The 21,981-nt window shown below is 41.0% G+C and carries 21 protein-coding genes; 17 read left to right on the top strand and 4 right to left on the bottom strand.

Features of this window, described 5'->3' with window-relative positions; genetic code table 11:
• Window positions 1-78: 78 nt before the first annotated feature.
• Complete coding sequence (locus QT711_RS14095) at window positions 79-555, top strand: hypothetical protein (protein WP_317945262.1); 477 nt, start codon at window positions 79-81, stop codon at window positions 553-555.
• A gap of 75 nt (window positions 556-630) precedes the next feature.
• Here QT711_RS14095 and QT711_RS14090 read toward each other — a convergent pair whose 3' ends face one another.
• Entirely contained in the window at window positions 631-1,398 is a 768-nt protein-coding gene (locus QT711_RS14090) for a DeoR/GlpR family DNA-binding transcription regulator (RefSeq protein WP_317945261.1), read from the bottom strand.
• 238 nt (window positions 1,399-1,636) lie between these two features.
• Between QT711_RS14090 and QT711_RS14085 the strand changes: the two genes are divergently transcribed.
• From QT711_RS14085 to phnX, 5 genes are read left to right on the top strand one after another with little or no spacing between them, the layout of a single operon-like run.
• Window positions 1,637-2,395 (top strand): ABC transporter ATP-binding protein, encoded by a 759-nt coding sequence (locus QT711_RS14085; RefSeq protein ID WP_317945260.1) that lies wholly within the window; start codon window positions 1,637-1,639, stop codon window positions 2,393-2,395.
• Window positions 2,382-4,004 carry an ABC transporter permease family protein gene (locus tag QT711_RS14080; protein WP_317945259.1) on the top strand — a complete coding sequence of 541 codons (1,623 nt, stop codon included), beginning with the start codon at window positions 2,382-2,384 and terminating at the stop codon, window positions 4,002-4,004. The genes QT711_RS14085 and QT711_RS14080 overlap by 14 nt, the downstream gene beginning before the upstream one ends.
• 15 nt (window positions 4,005-4,019) lie before the next feature.
• Window positions 4,020-5,000 (top strand): ABC transporter substrate-binding protein, encoded by a 981-nt coding sequence (locus QT711_RS14075; protein WP_317945258.1) that lies wholly within the window; start codon window positions 4,020-4,022, stop codon window positions 4,998-5,000.
• A gap of 19 nt (window positions 5,001-5,019) precedes the next feature.
• Complete coding sequence (locus QT711_RS14070; RefSeq protein ID WP_317945257.1) at window positions 5,020-6,114, top strand: 2-aminoethylphosphonate--pyruvate transaminase; 1,095 nt, start codon at window positions 5,020-5,022, stop codon at window positions 6,112-6,114.
• Entirely contained in the window at window positions 6,111-6,932 is an 822-nt protein-coding gene (gene phnX, locus QT711_RS14065; protein ID WP_317945255.1) for a phosphonoacetaldehyde hydrolase, read from the top strand. The genes QT711_RS14070 and phnX overlap by 4 nt, the downstream gene beginning before the upstream one ends.
• 79 nt (window positions 6,933-7,011) lie before the next feature.
• On the opposite strand, the gene QT711_RS14060 is transcribed toward phnX, so the two are convergent.
• On the bottom strand, window positions 7,012-9,084 hold the full coding sequence (locus tag QT711_RS14060; protein WP_317945253.1) for a S9 family peptidase: 2,073 nt from the start codon (window positions 9,082-9,084) through the stop codon (window positions 7,012-7,014).
• A 153-nt stretch (window positions 9,085-9,237) separates the two neighbouring features.
• On the opposite strand from QT711_RS14060, the gene QT711_RS14055 reads away from it, so the two are divergent.
• The 8 genes from QT711_RS14055 (at window position 9,238) to QT711_RS14020 (ending at window position 16,454) form a co-directional block, all read left to right on the top strand.
• Window positions 9,238-9,840, top strand: coding sequence for a TetR/AcrR family transcriptional regulator (locus QT711_RS14055; protein WP_317945251.1), 603 nt, complete (start codon window positions 9,238-9,240; stop codon window positions 9,838-9,840).
• A 15-nt stretch (window positions 9,841-9,855) separates the two neighbouring features.
• Entirely contained in the window at window positions 9,856-11,337 is a 1,482-nt protein-coding gene (locus tag QT711_RS14050) for an o-succinylbenzoate--CoA ligase (protein ID WP_317945250.1), read from the top strand.
• Between the two features lie 4 nt (window positions 11,338-11,341).
• Window positions 11,342-11,758, top strand: a complete 417-nt coding sequence (locus QT711_RS14045) for a MaoC family dehydratase (RefSeq protein WP_317945249.1) — start codon at window positions 11,342-11,344, stop codon at window positions 11,756-11,758.
• A complete protein-coding gene (locus QT711_RS14040) occupies window positions 11,758-12,762 on the top strand; it encodes a 3-oxoacyl-ACP synthase (RefSeq protein WP_317945247.1) in 1,005 nt (334 codons plus the stop codon). Before QT711_RS14045 ends, QT711_RS14040 begins: the two co-directional genes overlap by 1 nt.
• 123 nt (window positions 12,763-12,885) lie before the next feature.
• Window positions 12,886-13,398 (top strand): YehS family protein, encoded by a 513-nt coding sequence (locus QT711_RS14035; protein ID WP_317945335.1) that lies wholly within the window; start codon window positions 12,886-12,888, stop codon window positions 13,396-13,398.
• Between the two features lie 278 nt (window positions 13,399-13,676).
• Complete coding sequence (locus QT711_RS14030; RefSeq protein WP_317945245.1) at window positions 13,677-14,621, top strand: AraC family transcriptional regulator; 945 nt, start codon at window positions 13,677-13,679, stop codon at window positions 14,619-14,621.
• 15 nt (window positions 14,622-14,636) lie between these two features.
• On the top strand, window positions 14,637-15,008 hold the full coding sequence (locus QT711_RS14025; RefSeq protein WP_317945243.1) for a DUF1761 domain-containing protein: 372 nt from the start codon (window positions 14,637-14,639) through the stop codon (window positions 15,006-15,008).
• A 243-nt stretch (window positions 15,009-15,251) separates the two neighbouring features.
• Window positions 15,252-16,454 (top strand): DUF4317 domain-containing protein, encoded by a 1,203-nt coding sequence (locus QT711_RS14020; RefSeq protein WP_317945241.1) that lies wholly within the window; start codon window positions 15,252-15,254, stop codon window positions 16,452-16,454.
• 94 nt (window positions 16,455-16,548) lie between these two features.
• Here QT711_RS14020 and QT711_RS14015 read toward each other — a convergent pair whose 3' ends face one another.
• A complete protein-coding gene (locus tag QT711_RS14015) occupies window positions 16,549-17,451 on the bottom strand; it encodes a LysR family transcriptional regulator (RefSeq protein WP_317945239.1) in 903 nt (300 codons plus the stop codon).
• A gap of 179 nt (window positions 17,452-17,630) precedes the next feature.
• On the opposite strand from QT711_RS14015, the gene QT711_RS14010 reads away from it, so the two are divergent.
• Window positions 17,631-19,037: an SLC13 family permease gene (locus QT711_RS14010; RefSeq protein ID WP_317945237.1), complete on the top strand. Its 1,407-nt coding sequence runs from the start codon at window positions 17,631-17,633 to the stop codon at window positions 19,035-19,037.
• Window positions 19,038-19,053: 16 nt separating this feature from the next.
• Window positions 19,054-19,824, top strand: coding sequence for an SDR family NAD(P)-dependent oxidoreductase (locus QT711_RS14005; protein ID WP_317945235.1), 771 nt, complete (start codon window positions 19,054-19,056; stop codon window positions 19,822-19,824).
• 19 nt (window positions 19,825-19,843) lie between these two features.
• Here the strand turns inward: QT711_RS14005 and QT711_RS14000 are convergent, their stop codons facing one another.
• Window positions 19,844-20,209 carry a DUF3889 domain-containing protein gene (locus QT711_RS14000; protein ID WP_317945233.1) on the bottom strand — a complete coding sequence of 122 codons (366 nt, stop codon included), beginning with the start codon at window positions 20,207-20,209 and terminating at the stop codon, window positions 19,844-19,846.
• 195 nt (window positions 20,210-20,404) lie between these two features.
• Here QT711_RS14000 and QT711_RS13995 point away from each other — a divergent pair, with 195 nt between their 5' ends.
• Window positions 20,405-21,814, top strand: a complete 1,410-nt coding sequence (locus tag QT711_RS13995; RefSeq protein WP_317945231.1) for a YfcC family protein — start codon at window positions 20,405-20,407, stop codon at window positions 21,812-21,814.
• The last annotated feature ends 167 nt before the right edge of the window (window positions 21,815-21,981 follow it).

Here is a 21,981-nt window from a genome sequence, read left to right as displayed (position 1 = left end):
TGAATATCTAATTTAAAGGAGAAATATAAAAGAGATAGAAATAGATAGAGAAGAGTACAAAATGTTAGGAGAATGCATATGGACAACCAACAAGAAAAGTTCTCACATAAACAATTAGCAGTTAATTGTTTTAATCAGACGTGGGATCTATTGGACAAGCGTAATCGTACGCAAGCGGAAGAGGAGCAAATGATTCATCTATGCCACACGTCCTTTTGGCATTGGACACAAGTAGAGGAGCATACACCTCAAAACCTATCGATTGGCTATTGGCAACTTGCAAGAGTGTATGCAGTCGTAGAGAATGGGGAACAGGCATTATATTATGCAAAGCAATGTGTGTCGGTTAGCCATGAAGCAGATCTTGCGCCATTTTTTATTGCGTATGCCTATGAAGCGCAAGCACGAGCGCAATTGCTATTAAGGCAATTAACTGAAGCTAAAAAGAGCTTACTACTTGCTGAAGAGCTCATAAAGGACGTTGAGGAAGAGAATAGTAAGATACTTGTTCAAGATATTCAAGAAATAAAGCTTGCACTTGAAGCTAACGTGTAATCAAAAAACCACTTAAAACATGGAGTACGCATGTTTTAGGTGGTTTTTATGTGTGTTGTGAGTTTCTGCCTTTTCTCATTCCACCTTTTTCACGACAAGATGACTGCCCGCTTTCTTGAAAGAACGTATGAAGGTACTGTCAATTTCGTCGTCTGTAATCAGGTAGTCCACTTTATTGAGAGGGGCAATGTTGATTGTGACATCTTTGCCGAATTTTGAACTGTCAGCAGCGACATACACAAACTTCGAACGCTCGATCATTTTCTTCCGCGTTATCGCTTCTTCCAAGTTGTAATCAGAGATTCCTTTCTCAATTGTAATGCCACTTGCACAGACGAAGGCTTTCAAGATGTTTAGTTCATCAAAGTTAAATAAATAATCGTATGTTACAACCGATTGTTCGTTTTTTCTAATTTTCCCACCTATGATGACGAGTTCTACATCGCTTGTCATCAATTCAGAGATGACAGGTATGGAATTGGTGACGACGGTTAAGTTCTTTCTATTCTTTATGTACTTGGCAATTTGGTAGGTAGTTGACCCACTGTCAATGTAGATGCAATCTCCGTCGGTAATGTATTCACTGCACGCTTGTGCTATGGATTCTTTCTGCGCCAAGTTGCTGATCATTCGTTCATTGATTGTGGACTCCCCGAATTTCGTTTCTACAATTTTCACTCCGCCATAGATTTTCTCGATTTTCCCTGCCTTCGTCAGCAAGTTCACATCTCTTCTCAATGTATCGACAGAAACCTGTAGCCTGTTCGTTAGTTCAGAAATTTTTAAGACTTTGTGGACCGTTAATAATTCGACAATCTTGTTTTGTCTTTCAAGTGGAAACATGCGAATTCCCCCATCTTCCTGTTATTTAGCCTACTTCTACTGTACTGATAATAGAAAACCTATTCAATATATTTACATAAAATATACAATTTGTTCTGTAGAAATGCTAATGAGTTAGGCAAGAGTTATAGATAATATAGGTGGAATATATGCAATCTTTACAGTAAATCAACACAAATCTCGACTTCCATTTACAAAGTGTCTTTATACTAAGGGTGTGTTCAAGGAGGTGAACAGTTTGCTGGAATTGCAAAATATAAGCAAACAATATGATGAAAAGGTCGTTCTGCAAAATATTAATCTTGAGATTAACGCTGGAGAGATTGTTTCTCTATTAGGGCAAAGCGGTAGTGGAAAAACGACGTTACTGAACATCATCCTAGGATTGGTCAAGATGAATGACGGAAAAATTGTCTACAACGGGGTGGATATGAGTAACGTTTGCATGAAAGATCGCGGATTTAACATTGTCTTTCAGGATTATGCATTGTTCCCTCATTTAAATGCTTATGAAAATATTGTCTATGGTCTCCGAAATCATAAAGGGTTAACGACTGAGAAGGAAGTACAGGAATACATCGACTTTTTGGAACTCGCGCCCCATATGAAAAAGAAGATTGGTGAACTGTCTGGGGGGCAAAAACAACGTGTAGCCCTTGCAAGGACATTGGTTATGAAACCGAAGATTTTATTACTCGATGAGCCGTTAAGTGCATTGGATGGGGTCATTAAAGAGTCTATCAAGCAACGAATCCAATCAATAGCACGTGAATTTAAACTGACGACGATCATTGTCACGCATGACCCTGAGGAAGCTTTGACATTGTCGGATAAGATTTTAATTATCCACGAAGGACAAATTGCTCAATATGGGACACCGCAAGAAATTATTCATCAACCTCAAAATCGTTTTGTGAAAGATTTTATTCTACGACAGTTAGCGATTAAACGACAAAACATATACAACTTGTTTGGTGAGCAAAATGCTTACTGTTAAAAAAGAGATGCGGTTTGTATTCATTCCAATCGTAGTATTATTTGCTGTCTTTCTCTTCTTTCCGATTGGTATGTTGTTCATTAAATCGTTTGAAGCGGGAGACGGATTCAGTATAGCGAATTATACATCCATGCTGAAAGAGGAGGCGTTCCGATCGTCCTTCCTAAACAGTATGAAAGTGTCCACGCTAACAGCGATCATCACGACGATTTTAGCATTTCTCCTTGCATATACGGTGCATTGTACAAACGTTTTCAGACCTTTAAAAGGGATGATTCGGATTGGTATTTTACTACCGATGCTACTGCCTACGATTACGTATGGTTTTGCGATTATGTACTCTCTCGGAAACCAAGGATTGCTGACAAAATTGTTTGGGCGAAATCTTTTTGACATCTATGGCTTTAACGGGTTGTTAATCGGCTACGTCCTTTATACGTTACCCGCAGCGTTTTTACTCATTCATAACGCTTTTGTGTTTATTGATAAAAAATATATCATCGTGTCCAAATTGATGGGGGATTCGACGATAAGAAGTTTTGCCAACACGATTATGCGGCCATTACTTGGAACTTTAGGAGGCGCTTTTGTCCTTTCGTTCATTTTAAGTTTTACTGATTTCGGGATTCCGGCTTCGATCGGAGGGACGTATAATGTTGTCGCGACACACTTGTATCAAGAGATGCTCGGTTCTATCCCTAATTTTAATAACGGAGCAGTGATAGCGGTTTTCATGTTAGCGCCTGCTGTATTGGCAATGTTCCTGTTAAGGTATCTGGATCGATTTAATATTCATTACGATAAATTTTCAGAGACAGATCTGGTTCAACATCGGTTCAGGGATACCGTGTTTGGGAGTGTATCGACAATCATTGTAGTCGTTATGCTTTCCGTATTTGCCGTCATGTTCGTCGCGCCGTTTGTTACAAGTTACCCGTATGATCTTTCATTTTCAGTTGTGCATGTGATGAATGTGTTCCAATCGAGTGATTTATTGTCCGTGTATAAGAACTCCATTGTCGTTGCAATCTTGACGGCGTTATTGGGTACAGTTATTGCTTATGGCGCTGCACTTATCAATGTCCGTACCCCTTTGAAAGGGCGATTGACGATGGATGTACTGGCGATGATGACAAATACAATATCCGGGATGGTTTTAGGCTTATCGTATTTATTGCTTTTTAACGGAAGCAGTTTAAAAGGGACATTTACAATTATTATCGCCTGCAATATTGTACATTTCTTTACGACGCCTTATTTACTAGCAAAAAATTCATTGAGCAAGATGAATCCCACGTGGGAAACGACAGGTGAATTGCTAGGAGATCGCTGGTTGAAGACCGTTTATCGTGTTGTATTACCGAATTCTGCGTCTACCGTCATTGAAATGTTCAGCTACTATTTTATCAATTCAATGGTCACCATTAGTGGCATTATCTTTTTAGTATCTGCTCAAACGTCTGTAGTGGCAAGCAAGATTAAAGAGTTACAGCATTTTGGTAAATTTAACGAGATATTTGTCCTATCTTTGCTGATCTTTTGTACAAATTTAGTTGTAAAACTCCTGAGTGAGTCCATTCAAAAAAGGAAAACGAGTCAACAACGATAACAGTGGAGGTGCAACATGAAGAAGTGGTTGCTTGTGTGTATGGTGTTAACGGTTTTTGCTGTAGTTACAGCGTGTAGTAACAAGAGCGATGCAACAGGTGAAAAGGTGGTCATCCAAACGAATAGTGATGAGGAAGCGAAGGCAGCGATGGAGCAAGCATTGAAGGACGCTGGGTATGAAGGACAATACATCCTTCAATCGTTAGGAACATCTGAGTTAGGTGGCAAGCTGCTTGCTGAAGGAAAATTACTTGAAGCCGATTTGGTGACGATGAGTTCATATTTTATTGAAAGTGCGCAACAACAACACAACATGTTTAAGGAATTGCCATTTGAAACAAATGCGCTTGAACAGTATCCATCTTTTTATACGCCAGTATTAGCAATTACAGGTTCTATTTTCGTTAATACACACGTCCTTGAAGAAAAAGGATTGGCAATGCCGACGTCGATAAAAGATTTCACAAAACCGGACTACCAAGACTTGGTATCGATTCCGAATGTAATGGATTCTTCTACGGGTTGGTTGTTGATTCAAGCGATTATTAGCCACTACGGTGAAGAGGAAGGCAAAACCGTTCTTCGTGAATTAATTGCAAACAGCGGTCCACACCTCGAAAGTTCGGGATCAGGACCTATTAAGAAGGTGCAAGCGGGTGAAGTAGCAGTCGGCTTCGGATTGAGACATCAAGCTGTGGCAGCGAAAGAAGCGGGTGCACCAATTGTGAATATCGATCCGGTTGAAGGGAATTTTTCATTGACAGAATCGATTGCAGTTGTGGACAAGGATGAAAAAACGAAGGAGCTAGCGATGGAAATGGCAGAAGTCATTATGAAAAATGCCAGGGAGGATTTGCTAGTAGACTATCCAGTCGCACTTTACGAAGGTGAATCGGTTTCAATTGCCAATACACCTGAATCATTTAACTCGTTTCCGGAAGCATTGACAGTAGAACTGCTAGAACAACATCAGCAATTTTTCCAACAATCAAGGTGAACAGGAGGAACTTTAACGAATGAGCCATTACAAACTGCTAACGCCAGGTCCACTGACAACGACAACAACGGTAAAAGAGGAGATGTTGGTAGATCGTTGCACGTGGGATCAAGATTATAAACAAATTACACAAAAAATACGCTCTCAACTTCTTGGATTTGCCCATGCCACAGAGGACGAATATACAACTGTCCTCATGCAAGGGAGCGGCACATTCGCGGTTGAATCGGTGATGACCACTGCCATCTCACAAGATGATAAAGCGTTAATTATTACAAATGGTGCCTATGGCGAACGGATTGTAAAGATTGCTGATTATACAGGCCTCAATTATGTGACGTATAACGTAGCGTATGATCAATACCCAGACGAAGCGGTCATCCGAACTATTTTAGAGGCAAATCAAGACATTACACATCTAGTCATGGTTCATTGTGAAACGACAACCGGCATAGTTAATCCATTGGACATGATTGCCAAACTTGCTTCGACGTACAATAAAACATTGATCGTTGACGCAATGAGCAGCTTTGGTGGCATCGACATTCATGTACCTGCTTTAGGCATCGATTACTTGATCAGCAGTGCAAACAAATGCATTCAAGGGGTTCCGGGATTTGGTTTTGCCATTGTCAAATTGGAGAAGTTATTGGCGTGCGAAGGGAATGCTCGTAGTTTATCGTTGGATTTGTATGACCAGTGGAAGGAAATGGACAAGGAAGGCAAATGGCGTTTTACGTCACCGACGCATGTAGTGGCGGCGTTCTCAAAAGCCATTGACGAATTGATTGAAGAGGGGGGCGTCACAGCGAGAAATGCCCGCTATACGCATAATAATGAGTTGCTTCGAAAAAGATTGGGACAACTTGGAATCTATGCATATATAGAAGAAGAAAAACAATCGCCTATTATAACGACGTTCCTTTTTCCAAGTGAACAGTTTAACTTTGAAGATTTTTATGCCTATGTAAAAGAAAGAGGGTTCGTCATTTATCCAGGAAAACTGACGGAAGTGGATACGTTCAGGATTGGGAACATCGGTGAAATCTATGAAGATGATGTTGTGCAATTATGCAATGTAATTGAAGAATATATGGGGGTGTTGGCGAAATGAGTAAAATTGAAGGAATCATTTTCGATTGGGCAGGGACTACGGTAGACTTTGGATGTTTTGCACCCGTTAATGTGTTTATTGACATTTTTAAACATGCAGGCATTGAAGTGACAATGGAAGAAGCACGTGAGCCGATGGGCATGTTGAAAATCGACCATATTCGAGCAATGCTAGCAATGCCGAGAGTGTCTAGCTTATGGGAAGAGAAATATGGCAGAGCATTTACCGAACAAGATGTTAAGAACTTGTATGCTGAATTCGAGCCTGCACTCATGAGTTCATTATCTGCATATACAGACCCCATTCCAGGCGTGATAGAGACTGTTCAAGCATTAAGAAATGAAGGACTGAAAATCGGTTCAACAACAGGCTATACGAGAACGATGATGGATGTTGTCATACCAAATGCGGCCGAAAAAGGGTATGCGCCAGATTTTGTGGTCACACCGGATGAAACAGAATCGTACGGAAGACCGTATCCCTATATGATATACAGGAATATGGAGCAGCTGAAACTATCGGCTTCTTGGAAAGTAGTTAAAGTGGGCGATACGGCTTCTGATATGAAAGAGGCTGTACAAGCAGGCGTTTGGGCTGTCGGCGTTATTGTCGGAAGCTCTGAAATGGGCTTGAGTTTTGAAGCGTATCATGCGCTGACTGAATCTGAAAAAGAAGCGATCATTTCTAAAACCGCTCACGCTTTCATGCAAAATGGAGCAGATTTTACGATACAAACGATCAATGATCTTCCACAAGTCATCGAACAAATTAATCGTCTACTTTCTGAAGGGAAACGTCCGAAGTCAAAATCATTATGAGGTAGCAAGAAGTATAGCCCTCCTTGGAGAGATGGCTGTACTTTTTTGCTGTTCCGTATCCATATAAAAAACCCCCGAATTAGCGGGGGTTTGAAGTTTTCACTGCTAGATCAATACCCAGTCGATCGACGATAAATGCATAGCATTCTGCGGCTTCTTTCAATTGGTTGAAGCGGCCGGATTCGCCAAAATGACCGGCGCCCATGTTCGTTTTGAGGACAATATCATGGTCATCGGTTTTCATATCACGAAGGCGAGCAACCCATTTAGCAGGTTCCCAGTAGCCGACGCGCGGATCGTTCAGACCGGTCGTAATGTACAAGTGTGGATAGTTTTTCGCTTCCACGTTTTCGTATGGGCTATACGATTTCATATAGAAATAGTCTTCACGGTTTTGCGGGTTGCCCCACTCGTCCCACTCCAACGTAGTGAGGGGAATACTTGTATCGAGCATCGTTGTAACGACATCGACAAAGGGGACTTCAGGAACGATCACTTGAAATAGTTCACCAGCCATGTTGGCTACAGCCCCTACGAGCAAGCCGCCTGCACTTCCTCCTCGAGCTGCCAATCGATCGGATGTCGTGTAATCGTTGGCAATTAAATGTTTTGCTGCAGCAATGAAATCCGTAAATGAGTTGCGTTTGTTGTGCATTTTCCCATCTTCATACCACTGCCGTCCCATCTCTGATCCGCCACGCACTTGTGCGGTAACGAAGACGATGCCTTCTTCTAGCAAAGGCAGGCGGTATGGGTTGAAATAGGGATCACTATTTGCTCCGTAGGAACCGTATCCAGTCAATAGTAAGGGTGCAGGTCCATGATCGAGAGCACCAGCACGGTAAACAACTGTCATCGGCACTTTGACGCCATCATCAGCCGTCGCCCACAGTTGTTCTTGACGGAAGTTTGAAGAGTCATAGTCCCCATTCACAGGTGCAATTTGTAGCACTAGTTTCTCGCCCGTTTGCAAATTCAACCCGTACGTCGTTTCTGGTGTCAATAAGGACTCAAAGGTAAGAAGTACTTCTGTCGATTCGTAGCTTTGATTGGATATAACTGACACTGTGTAGAGCGACTCGTCCCATTGTAGAGGCGTTAACTCATCATCTTGCAATACCCAAATTTGCGTCAGTCCATTCTCTCTTCCTGAGACGAGAAGTTTATCTTCAAACGGGTACATTGCCTGTAGGTATTTTTTCTCGTCATATGGAACAACGTTGGTCCGTGCATGCACGTCATCGATTGGGCAGCGAAGAAGTTGGAAGTTCAACGCCCCTTCATTTGTTAAAATGAGCAAATCATTTCCCCAGTGCTCAATGTCGTAGAGAATGCCTTCCCGTCTTCCGCCTACTTGTTGGATCGGCGACAACGGTGAATGTGTATCGATCCGTTGAATTTCATTTGTAGTAGTCGAAGACGACGTAACAAAGATGAATCTTCCACTTTGCGAATGAGAAATGAATAGTGAAAACGTCGTATCGTGTTCTTCGTAAATGAGCACGTCATTTTTCGTATCTTCGCCTAACTGGTGACGCCACAATCGGCTAGGTCGTTGGTTTTCGTCAACAGTCACGTAAAAAATGTATGTACCGCAATGGCTCCATTCCATACTGCCATACAAAAATACGTTTTCAATACGATCTGCTAGCAGTTCTCCTGTTACCAGGTTCTTAATGAAAATCGTATAACGATCTGTCCCATCTCGATTTTCCAAGTAAGCTAACTGCTTATGGTCAGCACTTACCCGCTGTTCAGTAACATTTAAATAGTCACCGTCCGTTGCTAGCTCATTCAAATCGAGTAAAATTTCTTCAGCGGTATCCTGCAAGAGGCTTCTGCTCGCTGCTTTTTTTCGTGCGTGAATCGGATATTGTTTCGTTTTATCCATTCGAGCATAATAAAAATAGTCACCCCGTTGGACAGGAACATCTACTTCCGAATCAGGTACCCGATCAATCATGCCTTGGTAAATATGCTCCGTCAGTGCCTCAAGTGGTTGCATGACCTCTTCGTAATAGCGGTTTTCTTCCTCTACATAACGGATGACTTCAGGATCGTTTTTATCCTTCAGCCAATAATAATCATCTTCGCGCACATCGCCATGCAACTTGTGAGCATAAGGAATGCGTTTTGCAATTGGTGGTTTCATAAAATTCTCCTCTCTCATACATATACTTTTCGTGACAGACATTGGAAATCCTTCTTTTCTGTATCTATTCTCCTTTTCACATTCAGATTATTTAAAAACTATATTGTCAATCTATTAACAATGTTCTATACTAAAAACTGAGAGGTGATTCATATGTCAATAAAAAATGTTGATGCTGATAAAACATTAACCCCTAAAGGAATAGAAACCCGCCAAAAGCTGTTAAGAGCAGCTGAAGAGGTGATTGGGAAGAAAGGCTATTTCGAAACATCGATTGTCAATATTTCACAACAGGCAAATGTTGCGCAAGGGACTTTTTATAACTATTTCCCTTCAAAAAAAGACATTTTCGATGAATTGATTCGTAGCTATAGCCGTGACTTGCGTAGTGCAATTAAGGAAGGAATGCAAAATCATACAACATACGAAGAAGCGCAACGAAACGGTTTTTATGCATTTTTCAGTTGGGTGAAAAATCATCCGAATTTATATAGCATCGTTCAGCAAGCGATTGTTGTCGATCAGGAGTTGTTCCGTTGGTATTATGGCAAGCTTGCAAACGGCTTCTTAAAAAGTTTAGCCCAAGGGGTGGAAGCGGGAGAGTTTAAGGATCTTGACCAGGAGACTGTGGCGTACTGTTTAATGTCGATTGGGCAGTTTTTAGGGATGCGGTGGGTGTATTGGGAGAAGAAAGACGTACCTGAAGAAGCGTTTGATGCGGCAATGGCGCTCATTTTTGACGGTTTAAAAAAGTGATGAAGGAGGGGTTTCATGGAAGGGATTGCCTATTGGATCGCAAAATGGGCACTCATACAACCAGATCGTACAGCAATCATTACAGATGAAGAAAAAGTGTCCTACGAACAATTGAATATCATGATTGACACGGCGGCTTGGAAGATGAAAAAAGTTTTAGGTGAGAGGAAAGGTGAACGAATCGCAATTTTATCTCAAAATCGGCTTGAATACATTGTTCTCCTCTTTGCTATTGCAAAAATTGAATGCGTGGCAGTGCCGCTCAACATTCGGTTAAGTGCAAAAGAGCTTGTCTATCAATTAAATGATAGTAGCGCGAGTCTTCTTGTTTATGAAGCAGGTAATGAGCAGTTCATACATTCATTCGTTGAGCAGACAGCTTTGGAGCACCGTCTCGCAATGGAAACTGTATGTGCTAAAACTGAAAGTGTTCCGATATGTACGAGTGAAATCGATGAAGAAGCGCCTTACATTATTTGTTACACGTCTGGCACGACAGGGAAGCCGAAAGGAGCGGTACTGACACAACGGAATATGTTTTGGAATGCTATTAATAACAAGCTTGCGATTAATTTGACTGCGGAAGATCGAAGCATCGTATTGCTGCCTCTTTTTCATATTGGTGGAATTGGCTTATTTGCCCTTCCGACGCTGTTTGCTGGTGGAACAATCGTCATTCCAGGCAAGTTTGATCCTGAAAAAGCATTGCAGATGATAGAGGAGCACAATGTGACAATTGTGATGGGCGTACCGACTATTCACCAGGCACTACTGATGAGTCCTTCATTCGATACAACCGTTTTGAGCACAGTCCGCTGGTTTTATAATGGCGGAGCCCCTTGTCCACGTGAACTCATTGACGCGTATTTTGCGAAGGGCTTCCTATTTGGTCAAGGATTCGGGATGTCCGAAACATCCCCTACACTTTTCATGCTCTCAAAAGAGGATGCTCCTAGAAAAAGAGGGTCCATTGGTAAACCGGTCTTGTTTGTAGCGTATCAGCTTGTCGATGAAAATGGAAATGCAGTCGGTCCAGGTGAGGTTGGAGAACTTGCCGTGAAAGGGCCCAACATTATGAAAGAATATTGGAAGAACCCAGAAGCGACCAATGAAACACTTAAAAACGGTTGGTTGTTCACAGGTGATCTTGCCAGGACTGACGAAGAAGGCTATTTATTCATTGTCGGGCGAAAAAAAGAAATGATCATTTCGGGAGGGGAAAACATCTATCCATTGGAAGTTGAACAAGTAATACGTCAGATACCAGGTGTGTTGGAAGTGGCTGTCGTTGGAAACACCGATCCACGGTGGGGAGAAGTTCCTGAAGCATTTATTGTCCTAGGAAATGAAAGCGTTTTAACAGAAGCGGCAGTTTTAGCGCATTGTAAAAGTTCGTTAGCAAAGTACAAAATTCCAAAACACGTGACGTTTTTAAATGAAATGCCGAAAAATGCCACAGGGAAAATTCTTAAGACACAACTAATAAAAAGAGGGTGATGAAGTGTTCGGTTATGAAATTGGACAGCAAGCGTCGTGCTGTAAAACAATAACGGAAACAGACGTCGTATTGTTTGCCGGGATTAGTGGTGATTTCAACCCTGTTCATATGGATAAAGAATATGCCAAACAAACGAGGTTTAAGGAGCGGATTGCGCATGGTCTGTTAACGTCGAGTTTACTATCCCAGTTGCTTGGCGTTCATCTTCCAGGGAGGGGGTCTGTTTACGTAGAACAAAGTATACGATTTACGGCTCCGGTTTTTATCGGAGATACGATAACAGCAAAAGCGACTGTCCTGGAAATTGATGAGCACAGAAGAATTTTAACACTATTGACGGAGTGTTTTAATCAGGCTGAGCAGACTGTATTGACCGGGACAGCTAAAATGAAAGTGCCACTTGAAGGAGGAGTGATTTGATGAGCGTTGGGATTCAGTCGACAGGGGCTTTTTTCCCTTCCACAGTAGAGACAGCGGCAGATTTGGCCATGAAAACGGGCATACCAGAGCAGGTTATCGTTGAGAAATTTGGGTTAGTGCAAAAGCATGTAGCAGATGACAGCCTTCATGCATCCGACCTTGCAATTGCTGCAGGTAAACAGGCGTTGGAAGGGATTGATCCTTTGGCAATCGATGTCGTCATCTATTTTGGAAGTCCTCATAAGGATTATACTGTTTGGTCAAGTGCACCGAAAATCCAGCATGCGTTAGGAGCTACGAACGCGTATGCGTTTGAGATCATGAATGTCAGTTCTTGTTTTCCGATCGCCTTAAAAGTAGCCAAGGATATGATTGTAGCCGATTCATCCATTCAAAATGTGTTGCTTGTTGCTGGGTGTAGAGAATCGCAAATCGTGGACTACACAAATCCGAGATCGCGTTTCATGTTTAACTTTGCAGATGGTGGAACGGCAGCTTTAGTAACAAGAAATTCATCTGTAAGTGAAGTGTTAGCGAGTGCAGTTTTAACGGATGGATCGTTTCATGATGATGTCCGCGCGGTAGCAGGAGGATCAAAACATTTTGCTAGTCATGAAACGGTTGAAAAGAATTTGCATTATATTGATGTAAAAGATCCTCAATCCATGAAAGAACGGTTAGACCCTGTTTCCATTTCAAACTTTGAACAAGTCATTCGACAAGCGCTTCAAAAAAGCGGACATACACCTCAAGACGTTAGCCTCCTATTGCCTCTGCATACAAAACGATCGATGTTCAAAGAACTTCTGCGTGCACTCGAACTACCTGAAGAACGAGCAATATATTTGAGCCATCACGGTCATATGTCCTCACTCGATCCGTGCGTTGGTCTCCATCTAGCGCAACAAGAAGGTCGATTGAAAAAGGGTGACCTTGCCGTAGCCGTAAGTGCCGGTACAGGCTACACATGGGCTGCCACTGTCATTAGATGGCTTGGCGAGTAAAAAGTAGAGAATATGTTAGAATTGACCTCGTCATTTGATGAGGTCTTTCACTTGCTCATTGGACAATGGTTACACGGAAGCATTATACTGATAACTACTGTTCGAACGGGAAAGGACGATGTGATCTGTATGCAAACAAATGACATTTTAAACAGGCTGCGTTATGCACTTGATATAAAGGACAAAGAAATGGTGGAGATTTTTGCGCTAGGCGGTGTGGAAACGACAACGGAGGAAGTACGTGAAATGTTGGCGAAAGTGCCTGTCGTTGGCGAGGAAAAGAGTAATGAATTTGTTAAAACCATTGACATCCAAACATTGGAGGCCTTTTTAAACGGATTAGTAACGTTAAAAAGAGGCGTTCAAGAAGATGCACCTACGAATGGACAAAAGCAGTTTTTAATGGCAAATGACCACCGGAATGTAAACAATATCTTGTTGAAGAAAGTGAAGATCGCCTTATCACTCACAAGTGAGGATATGATTGAGCTGTTACAGCTAGCAGGCGTGAATCTGTCCAAAAGCGAATTAAGTGCTGTCCTTCGAAAAGAAGGGCACCGAAATTACAAGGAGTGCGGTGACCGATATGCTCGGAACTTCTTGAAAGGTTTGGCATTGAAGTATCGAAATTCTTGAAGCAGTAGGGAGCTTTCAATAATTTATTAGAAATCAAAATTAGGCAATAAAACTATGAGGAAATCTATTGTATCAGCTCATTCGATACGTTAGATTTCCTTTCATTTATGGACGATTTTTCCCCTCGCAAACATATCATTCTTCACGAATAGGTAAAAATGATGTCTGACTAAGACAAAAGGATTAACAGTTAGTGTAGTATGTTGTTAGTAGATGAAACGAATTCTTTGTGAAAGAATGAGCTGTACAAAGCATTGAAAAGGGGGATTGGCCCATCTATGAATTACAGTAATGAACAACATCGGCTTATTAATAGGGTTATTACATATATTGATGAAAATATACATGAACCACTGCCGCTAGAACGATTAGCGAAAGTTTCCACCTATTCACCATTTCATTTTCAACGATTGTTTAAAGAAATTATTGGAGAGACACCGGCGAGTTATGTCAAACGTCTACGATTGGAAAATGCCGCACATCTTTTAATATACGAACAACATTTACCCATTACACAAATTGCACAAATTAGTGGGTATTCTTCTTTGTCGGCCTTTACGTATTCTTTTACGAGTTATTATGAAACGAGTCCAAAGAGTTGGCGAGAGGGGGCTTATTTACAAAAGTTTCCTAGAGAATATTATGAGAGCAAGAAATCTAAACAAGTTCGCATAAATCAAGAAGCTAGCACTGATACTAGTCAGTATAATGAATTCAAATGGTTAGATTTATCAAAAGTACGTGTTGCGGAACTATCACCTTGTTTAACAGTTAACAGGTATCGTATCGGAACTTATACGAAAGGAATTCCTTGTGTATGGGAAGAACTTTATCGATGGTCCAATACAAGAAATCTTATTGGAAAAAACACGATGATGATTGGAGTTCCGAGAAGTAATCCGTACATCACACCACCAGAGAGAAGTCGATATGATTGCCGTATCGTAATTGAAGATCCAGAAAGTCCTGTACTGGAAGGCGAAGAAATCTATCAGTTTTCAGGTGGTAAATATGTACTCTATCCGTTTGAACAACCAATTGATTATCATGACAGGAATACACTAATCGAGTGCTATTCCGAGCTTTATAGTTATTGGTTACCTATTAGCGGATACAAGTATTTAGGCAATCCAATAGAACTCGTAGCGATTAATGAGAAGGACGGGACGCTTGCTCTGTCATGTATGATACAAGCAATTGCTCTAGCCATTGAACCAAAATAGAATGGAGGTAGTAATATGACATTGGATGGTAGCACAGTAAGTGTTCTTGCGATCGTTGCAGGTGCTGTTTTGTATATGGTGTATGGTGGAATCTACTATTCAAAAGTAGTTGGGAAAGAAAGTCAAAGCAAAGGTGCAACAAAATATATTGTGTCAGTCATCGTTGCTTTCATTAGTTCTAGCATGGTCGCCCTTTTGGTAGGTGCAATACCCTCAAGTGGTGTACTTGAAGGGGCGCTAGTAGGTGCAATAATTGGTCTTCTTATTTCATTGGTTTATTTGAAAAATACATTGTTTGGCCTAGTCCAATGGAAAACGTTTTACATTGCGGTTGGAGATCATTTCATTATTTTTACGTTAGTAGGTATTCTTCACGGTTTGCTGTAACGCATATTAATATGCGATAGGTTGTCTATAGGCAATCGTAAGCGTATTATTTTTCGAAGATAATCATCAAGTTAGCTATAAATTGAACATAAAGCAGTTGTAGTGTATTTTGGCATGTAGGTGTTTCGTTCGTTCATTGTTATAATAAAAGAGTATCGAAAGCAGACGCTTTGGTTACTCTTTTTTATTGTGCTGAAGTTGAATGGATAAACGTTATATATGATCTGAGGAGTTGGTGGACTGATGAATAAGAAGGATATTGCAGACATTCGCAAACATTTTAAGCAAGGTACGGATTTGTTAAAAATCACGACAATTTATAATGTATATATTAAGGCGGAAAGTACTGACATCTACCACGAAGAGAGCCAATCATTTTCTTTGCTGGATGAAGAGCAACAGGACTTGTTTTTTACCAATTTTAAAAAAGTGCTCGGTGGTAAACTAGGTGTGAAGCTGTTTGAAGTGAAGTTTGTACGCCAATCGGAAGAAGAGGCGGAAAATGAGGAGCATGCACAAAAACTATTGTATGACGGTCTTCATGCTGATGACGTAACGCAATGGAAAGAAGATATGCAGCGCTTAGCGTTAAAGATGGTACAAAACGGTCATTATGAGAAGGATTTGGTTATTACTTTCATTCGCGGGAATTATTTTAAACCGACGAAACGGAGTCAAGACGAGTCTGAAACGGCCGTTCGGGACGAAGTGTATACGACGCCGTTCATTTTGTGCAGTATGAATCAGACCGATTTGCCGAAGCGTTCACTGATCTTTGATTTTCAGGAAAGAGAGTTTAAATCGAGTATGACGGTGGATCCTGTCGTGAATATTACGTCTCCAATTGGAGGGTTTTTATTCCCTTGCTTTACGGCAAATGCGGCAGACGTGAATCATATTTTGTATGCGTCGGGTAAGGCGAATAAGCCTAATTACCAGTTTATTGAGAATGTGCTGAACGGTGAAGAAGTGATGACGGCAGAAGACGATAAGACGGTTTTTGAAGAAATTGTAAAAGAAGTGATCGGGGATGAAGTCGATTCGCGTACGCTAGCAAGTGTGTATGATGAAATCCAAAGCATGCTCGAAGTGGATGAAGAGGATAAAGATGCGGAAGAGACAACGCCTACATTAGATACAAAAGAAGTCGAGCGTGTGCTTAAGGCGAGTGGTGTGAAAGATGTCGATTCAGATAAGGTGGAAATGGCCTTTCAAAAAGTGCTCGACGACAAAACGTATGAAATGAATGCAGGGCATGTTGTCCCGAGTTATACATCTAAGTCCATAAAAATTAGCACGAAAGTAGCGGATATTTCCATCTGTCCGCAAGACTTGCGCTACGTTCGACGTGTCGATGTGAACGGGAGAAGTTGCATACTCATTGAAGTGGAAGAGGATGCGATGATTGAAGGATTTAAGCTGATCTCAGAGGATTTATTGAAGTGAAAAATTAGTTACTCTGCCTAGTAGAGAACTTGAAAATTACGAAAGACAGTCAGACCAAATAAGGTTCGACTGTCTTTTTTACGTTTACATGTGTTTAACTTCTCGGGAATTTCTCTCTTGCTAATTCAATAAAAGCAAGGGTGGCGGGGGTTAGTTGTGCGCCTTTTCGATAACTGAGAACAATATGGCTTTTAAAAGCTGGGTCTTTTAATGGATACAAGCACGCCTCAATTTTCTCAGAAGCATTTTCAATCACGCATTGCGGGACAATCGTAATGGCGACGCCTTTATTAGCGAGGCGCAACGCGTTTTCTGTATTTGATGTTTCTAAAATAATTTGTGGATGAATTTGGTACTCCGCGAGTATTTGGTTTGTAAATCGCCGCAACCCTACACCAGGCTTTGTCACGATGAATTTTTCACCATCTAATACGGCAGGATCGAATTCGTCTTCTGGTACACAGTTTACGGACAGTGGATGATTGGGTGGAATCACAATGTAATTGTATTCATCGTACAGAAACTCGTAAAGGATGTCATGATTTGTGATCGGCAAAGAATTGAAACATACATCAATCTGATTTTGGACGAGTAACGCCTCCAAAGTTTCGGTTGCGTCTTCCACCAACTCAATTTCAATGCCGGGATAGCGTAGCATAAAGTCAGGTAACAATTGGTGGAGTGTATAGGTGGACAGAAAATGGCTCACACCGATTTTTAGTCTTCCTTTTTTCAAGTTGGAAATACTATGGATTTCGTTTAGCATCGTTTGAATGACGTCATCTACGTCATCCATATAGTGAAGATAGCGTTCACCAGCATACGTTAATGTCACAGGCGTGGATTGCCGGTTAATGACTTCTACCCCTAGTTCCTTCTCGAGCCTTTGTATGTATTTACTTAAGTAGGGCTGGGAAATGAAGAGCCCTTTCGCTGCGTTTGAAATACTGCCGTATTCTGCAATTGCTTTTAAATAACTCGCACTTAGGTCTTTCAATGCAATCTGCTCCCTTTCGAAATTCCTGTTACATATGAAAGTATAACTATTTAGTTATACGTTTTATAGGGAAATTAGTATTACTAATTATGTTCAAATTGTGACATAATTGGCTTTGGTTATAAAGGTCTTTTTAGAAATTGAAACCTTTATAAAAATATAAAGGAGGAGGAAATAGTATGGGTGAAGTGCAAACAGCACAAAAATCGAACAAAAGCATTTTCTTGAAATACTTGATAGTTCTAATCCCGCCGTTGATTATTTATTTACTACCAACTACGGATGCATATACACATGAAATGAAACTATTCTTTGTCATTACAGTTATAGCAATTTTACTATGGGCATTAGAACTAATCAATCTTATTATCGTTGCATTGGTATTGCCTGTGTCTTTCATTTTAAGTGGCGTTGCTACGCCGGCGGATGTATATGCGCCATGGAGTCAGGATTTACCGTACCTCGTTTTGGGAGCGTTAATCCTTTCGGCAGTATTTGATGAATCAGGTCTACTTAAACGACTCGCCTATTGGTTTATTTTACGGGGAGGCGGAACGTATAAAGGAATCATCTTTGCGTTAGCGACTTCCGGATTTATTATTGCTTTTCTCGTACCAGGTTCACTTGCACGTATCGCACTTTATGCGGGTATGGCATTTGGAATTATTAACGCGTTAGGGTTAAAGAAGTTTTCCAAAGGATCGGTTGGTCTACTTTTCGGAGCGTATAACGCAGCAGTCACTGCCTCTTTCGTCAGTTTGACCGGCGTTGAGCCAATGCTCGTCTTCAACAGTCAGTTGGAGAGTATCGGAATTGAAGGCGCGTCTTGGTTACAATACGTCGTGCACAATGTTCCAATTACAATCATTTGGACATATGTCATGGCCTTTGCCATTACGAAAATGTTTAAAGTCGAAGAGGAATTTGAAGGCAAAGCATATTTTAAAGAACAATACGAAGCGCTTGGCAAATTCTCATTAAAAGAGAAAAAGGTCACAATCATCTTATTGATTCTTATTACGCTATTAGCAACAAGTTCTCTACACGGCATTGCGCTTGGATGGATATTCATCGGAATGACGTTTGTCTGCTTCTTACCAGGTGTCGAGCTTGCAGACAATTCAACAATGGCAAAGACAAACTTTGGTATGATTTTCTTCATTACCGCGACGATGGCGATTGGACAAGTTTCTGCAGTCGTTGGAGCAGGTGCATTCATTGCCAATTCTTTGTTCCCACTTATGTCTCTTGGCGGAACGTTCTATACAATCGTTGCAACATGGGTGCTTTCAGTCGGTATTAACTTCGTGCTTACGCCATTTGCAGCATCAGCAACAATGGCCATCCCATTGGCGGAACTTGCGAACAGTTTAGGCATTAGCCCATTGCCGCTAGCCTATTCATTCGTTCACGGGTTGTATCAACTCTTGTTACCTTACGAATCAACGTTGCCATTGCTCTTATTCAGTTACATGGCAATGACGTATAAGCAATTCTTAAAGTATTTCTCCGTACAAATGGTATTGAATGTACTATTCATTGCCTTAATTGCAATTCCATATTGGTTCTTAATCGGATTATTATAAGAAAGGATTGATCAGCATGTTGGATATTTTTTCATTAGAAGGTAAATTAGCAATTGTTACAGGAAGTGCAAGAGGGATTGGACAAGCGTATGCACTTGGATTAGCAAAAGCAGGTGCGACACTTGTTCTTGTCGACATCTTAGAAGATAACTTGCAAGAAACAGCATCATTAATTAAAGAAGCAACAGGCCGCGATTCTAAAACGTACGGAATTGATGTAACGGACAGCACGAAAATTAATGCAATGGTTAGTGAATTGATTGCGGAATTTGGTAAAATTGATATCCTTGTCAATAATGCAGGCATCAACGCGCCGAAACCATTCCTTGAAGTAACAGAAGAAGATTGGAAGAAAATTGTTGGCGTAAACTTGAATAGCCAATTCTTAATGTCTAGCGCTGTTGCAAAAGAAATGGTGAAACGCAACTACGGTAAAATCATTAACATGGCTTCCGTTGGTGGCTTCATGGCATTGAGTGAAACTGCACCATATAATGCAAGTAAAGGCGGCGTCTTGCAGTTAACGAAAACGATGGCAGCGGACTTAAGCCAATACAACTTGAACATTAACGCAATCTGCCCAGGTTTCATCGACACAGGTCTGTTGAAGTCTTCTCCAGAAAGAGAAGCACGTCTTCAAAAAGTATATGCAAACACACCACTTAATCGCTTAGGCGAACCAAGTGATCTTGTCGGCGCATGTGTATTCCTAGCATCTGATGCTTCCAAGTACATGACAGGTACACAAATTGTCGTTGACGGCGGTATGTCTGCAGTTGCAATGTAATAGATGAATGGAAAAACTCTCAACTTCGGTTGGGGGTTTTTTGCATATCTTTCCATACAGGGCGCGCAAACTCTTCAAACTCCACTTTTTTGAACTCCTCAGTAGCCGTAGTATAGGTAACTGTTACAATGACCCCAAATTCCGTGTCACCTTCTTTTAACCAAAGCTGAAATGTTGCAATCGAAAGATCATCTGTTGCAGTAGTACCTTTATACAAGTAATCGACAATTTGAGCATTCGGATAAGCATTTTTCGTTTCAACAAGGGCAAGTCGGGACCATTTTGCATAGGCAGGTGCTTCTTTTTGAATGAATGCAGTTAGCAAAGGTATTTCCGGTGCATAGGTGGCGAATAAAAACCCGATGGCAATGAAAAGATTTTTCATAAATCATAACGCTCCTTTTAGAGTAGAATGCGTTATATAAGTCAATTCATTCTTTAAAATCTAATGCTATTTATATACGTTAAAATGCATACATATAAATTTTATAGTGAATTTCAAATTGACTTGAAGTGAGAATTTGATAGAATAATAGATTATAGTCATTTAGCGACTATATAAAGACGAGGGGGGAAACCTATGAATGAGCAAAGTGTGAACGAAGAGAAGCGAAGTAAAATTCCGCATACATATGCAATCATTTTCATCATTATCATATTAGCGACAGTTGCTTCTTATTTTGTACCTGCTGGGCAATTTGATCGCGTAGAAGTTGATGGGAAAACACTTGTGGTAGCAGGTAGCTACGAAACAATTGAGTCCAATCCTGTAAGCTTCTTCGACATGTTCAAAGCAATTCCACAAGGGATGTCAAAAGGGGCTACCATTATTTTTTACATCTTTTTAGTCGGTGGTGCCTTTGGAATTATCCGTGAAACAGGAACAATTGAAGCAGGTATTAATAAAGTTGTCCGCAAGCTGGAAAGGCGTGAAAAGCTGCTAATACCTTTCACGATGTTTGTCTTTTCCATTGCGGGTGCAACGACAGGGATGTCTGAAGAGAGCATCATCTTCGTTCCAATTGGTATCGCCATTGCAAGAGCAATCGGCTATGATGCAATTACCGGAACGGCAATGATCAGTTTAGGTGCCGCGAGTGGATTCATTGGTGGTATGATGAATCCTTTCACTGTAGGTGTCGCACAATCGATGGCAGAGCTACAATTATTCAGTGGAATCGGTTTCCGTTTTGTCGTCTATATATTCATTTTGGCATTAGCGATTTTTTACGTAATGCGTTATGCGGCAAAGGTGAAGAAAGATCCGACGAAGAGTATTGTGTATGAATTAGAACTTAAAGCGAAGCAACAGAAAGAGCAACAAGATCCAAACACATTGCCTGTATTTAATATCCGACATGCACTTGTCTTACTCATTATTGTGGGTGGACTAGGCTTGAATATGTATGGAGTTTTTAAGTGGGAATGGTATTTAACAGAGTTGACAGCCTCCTTTATCATTATCGGGTTTGCAGCAGGAATTATCGGTGGTTTACGCATTAATAAAATGTTTGACTCGTTTGTAGACGGGATGAAATTGGTTGCATTCGGTGCATTAATTGTCGGTTTCGCCCGCGCTATTCTAGTCGTGTTGGAAAACGGTTTAATTATCGACACAATGATCAACAGCTTGGCTGCGTTAATCGGTTCATTGCCTGGCACATTGAATGCGGTAGGAATGTTCTTCGTGCAAGTCGTGACGAACTTCTTCATCCCATCAGGAAGTGGACAAGCAGCAACGACAATGCCAATTATGGTACCATTGGCAGACTTGTTAGGAATTGAACGACAAGTTGCCGTATTGGCGTTCCAATACGGAGATGGTGTCACAAATTCCATCATTCCGACATCAGCTGCTTTAATGGGTTACTTGGCGGTTGCCGGCATTCCTTACGATCGTTGGGTGAAGTTTGTATGGAAACTAATCGCAGGTTGGTTAGTCATTACGACCATCGCTTTAATTGTTGCTGTAATGATTGGCGTGAAGTAAACGTATTTGACGAGTGATTCTTTAAAGCCTTACACCGATCAGCGGGTGTGGGGCTTTATTGTTCTGCTATATTTTTCGGGAGTTTGTTTTCAGATAATTATAGAAGCTTTTAACGATAAATAATTGGTATATAGTGTGATATAATTGAATGAGCAAAGGTTTGCGAC

It is taken from the genome of Sporosarcina saromensis, from assembly GCF_033253735.1.
GTDB classification, from domain to species: Bacteria; Bacillota; Bacilli; order Bacillales_A; family Planococcaceae; genus Sporosarcina; species Sporosarcina saromensis.
This window is presented reverse-complemented; position numbering and strand designations above follow the sequence as displayed.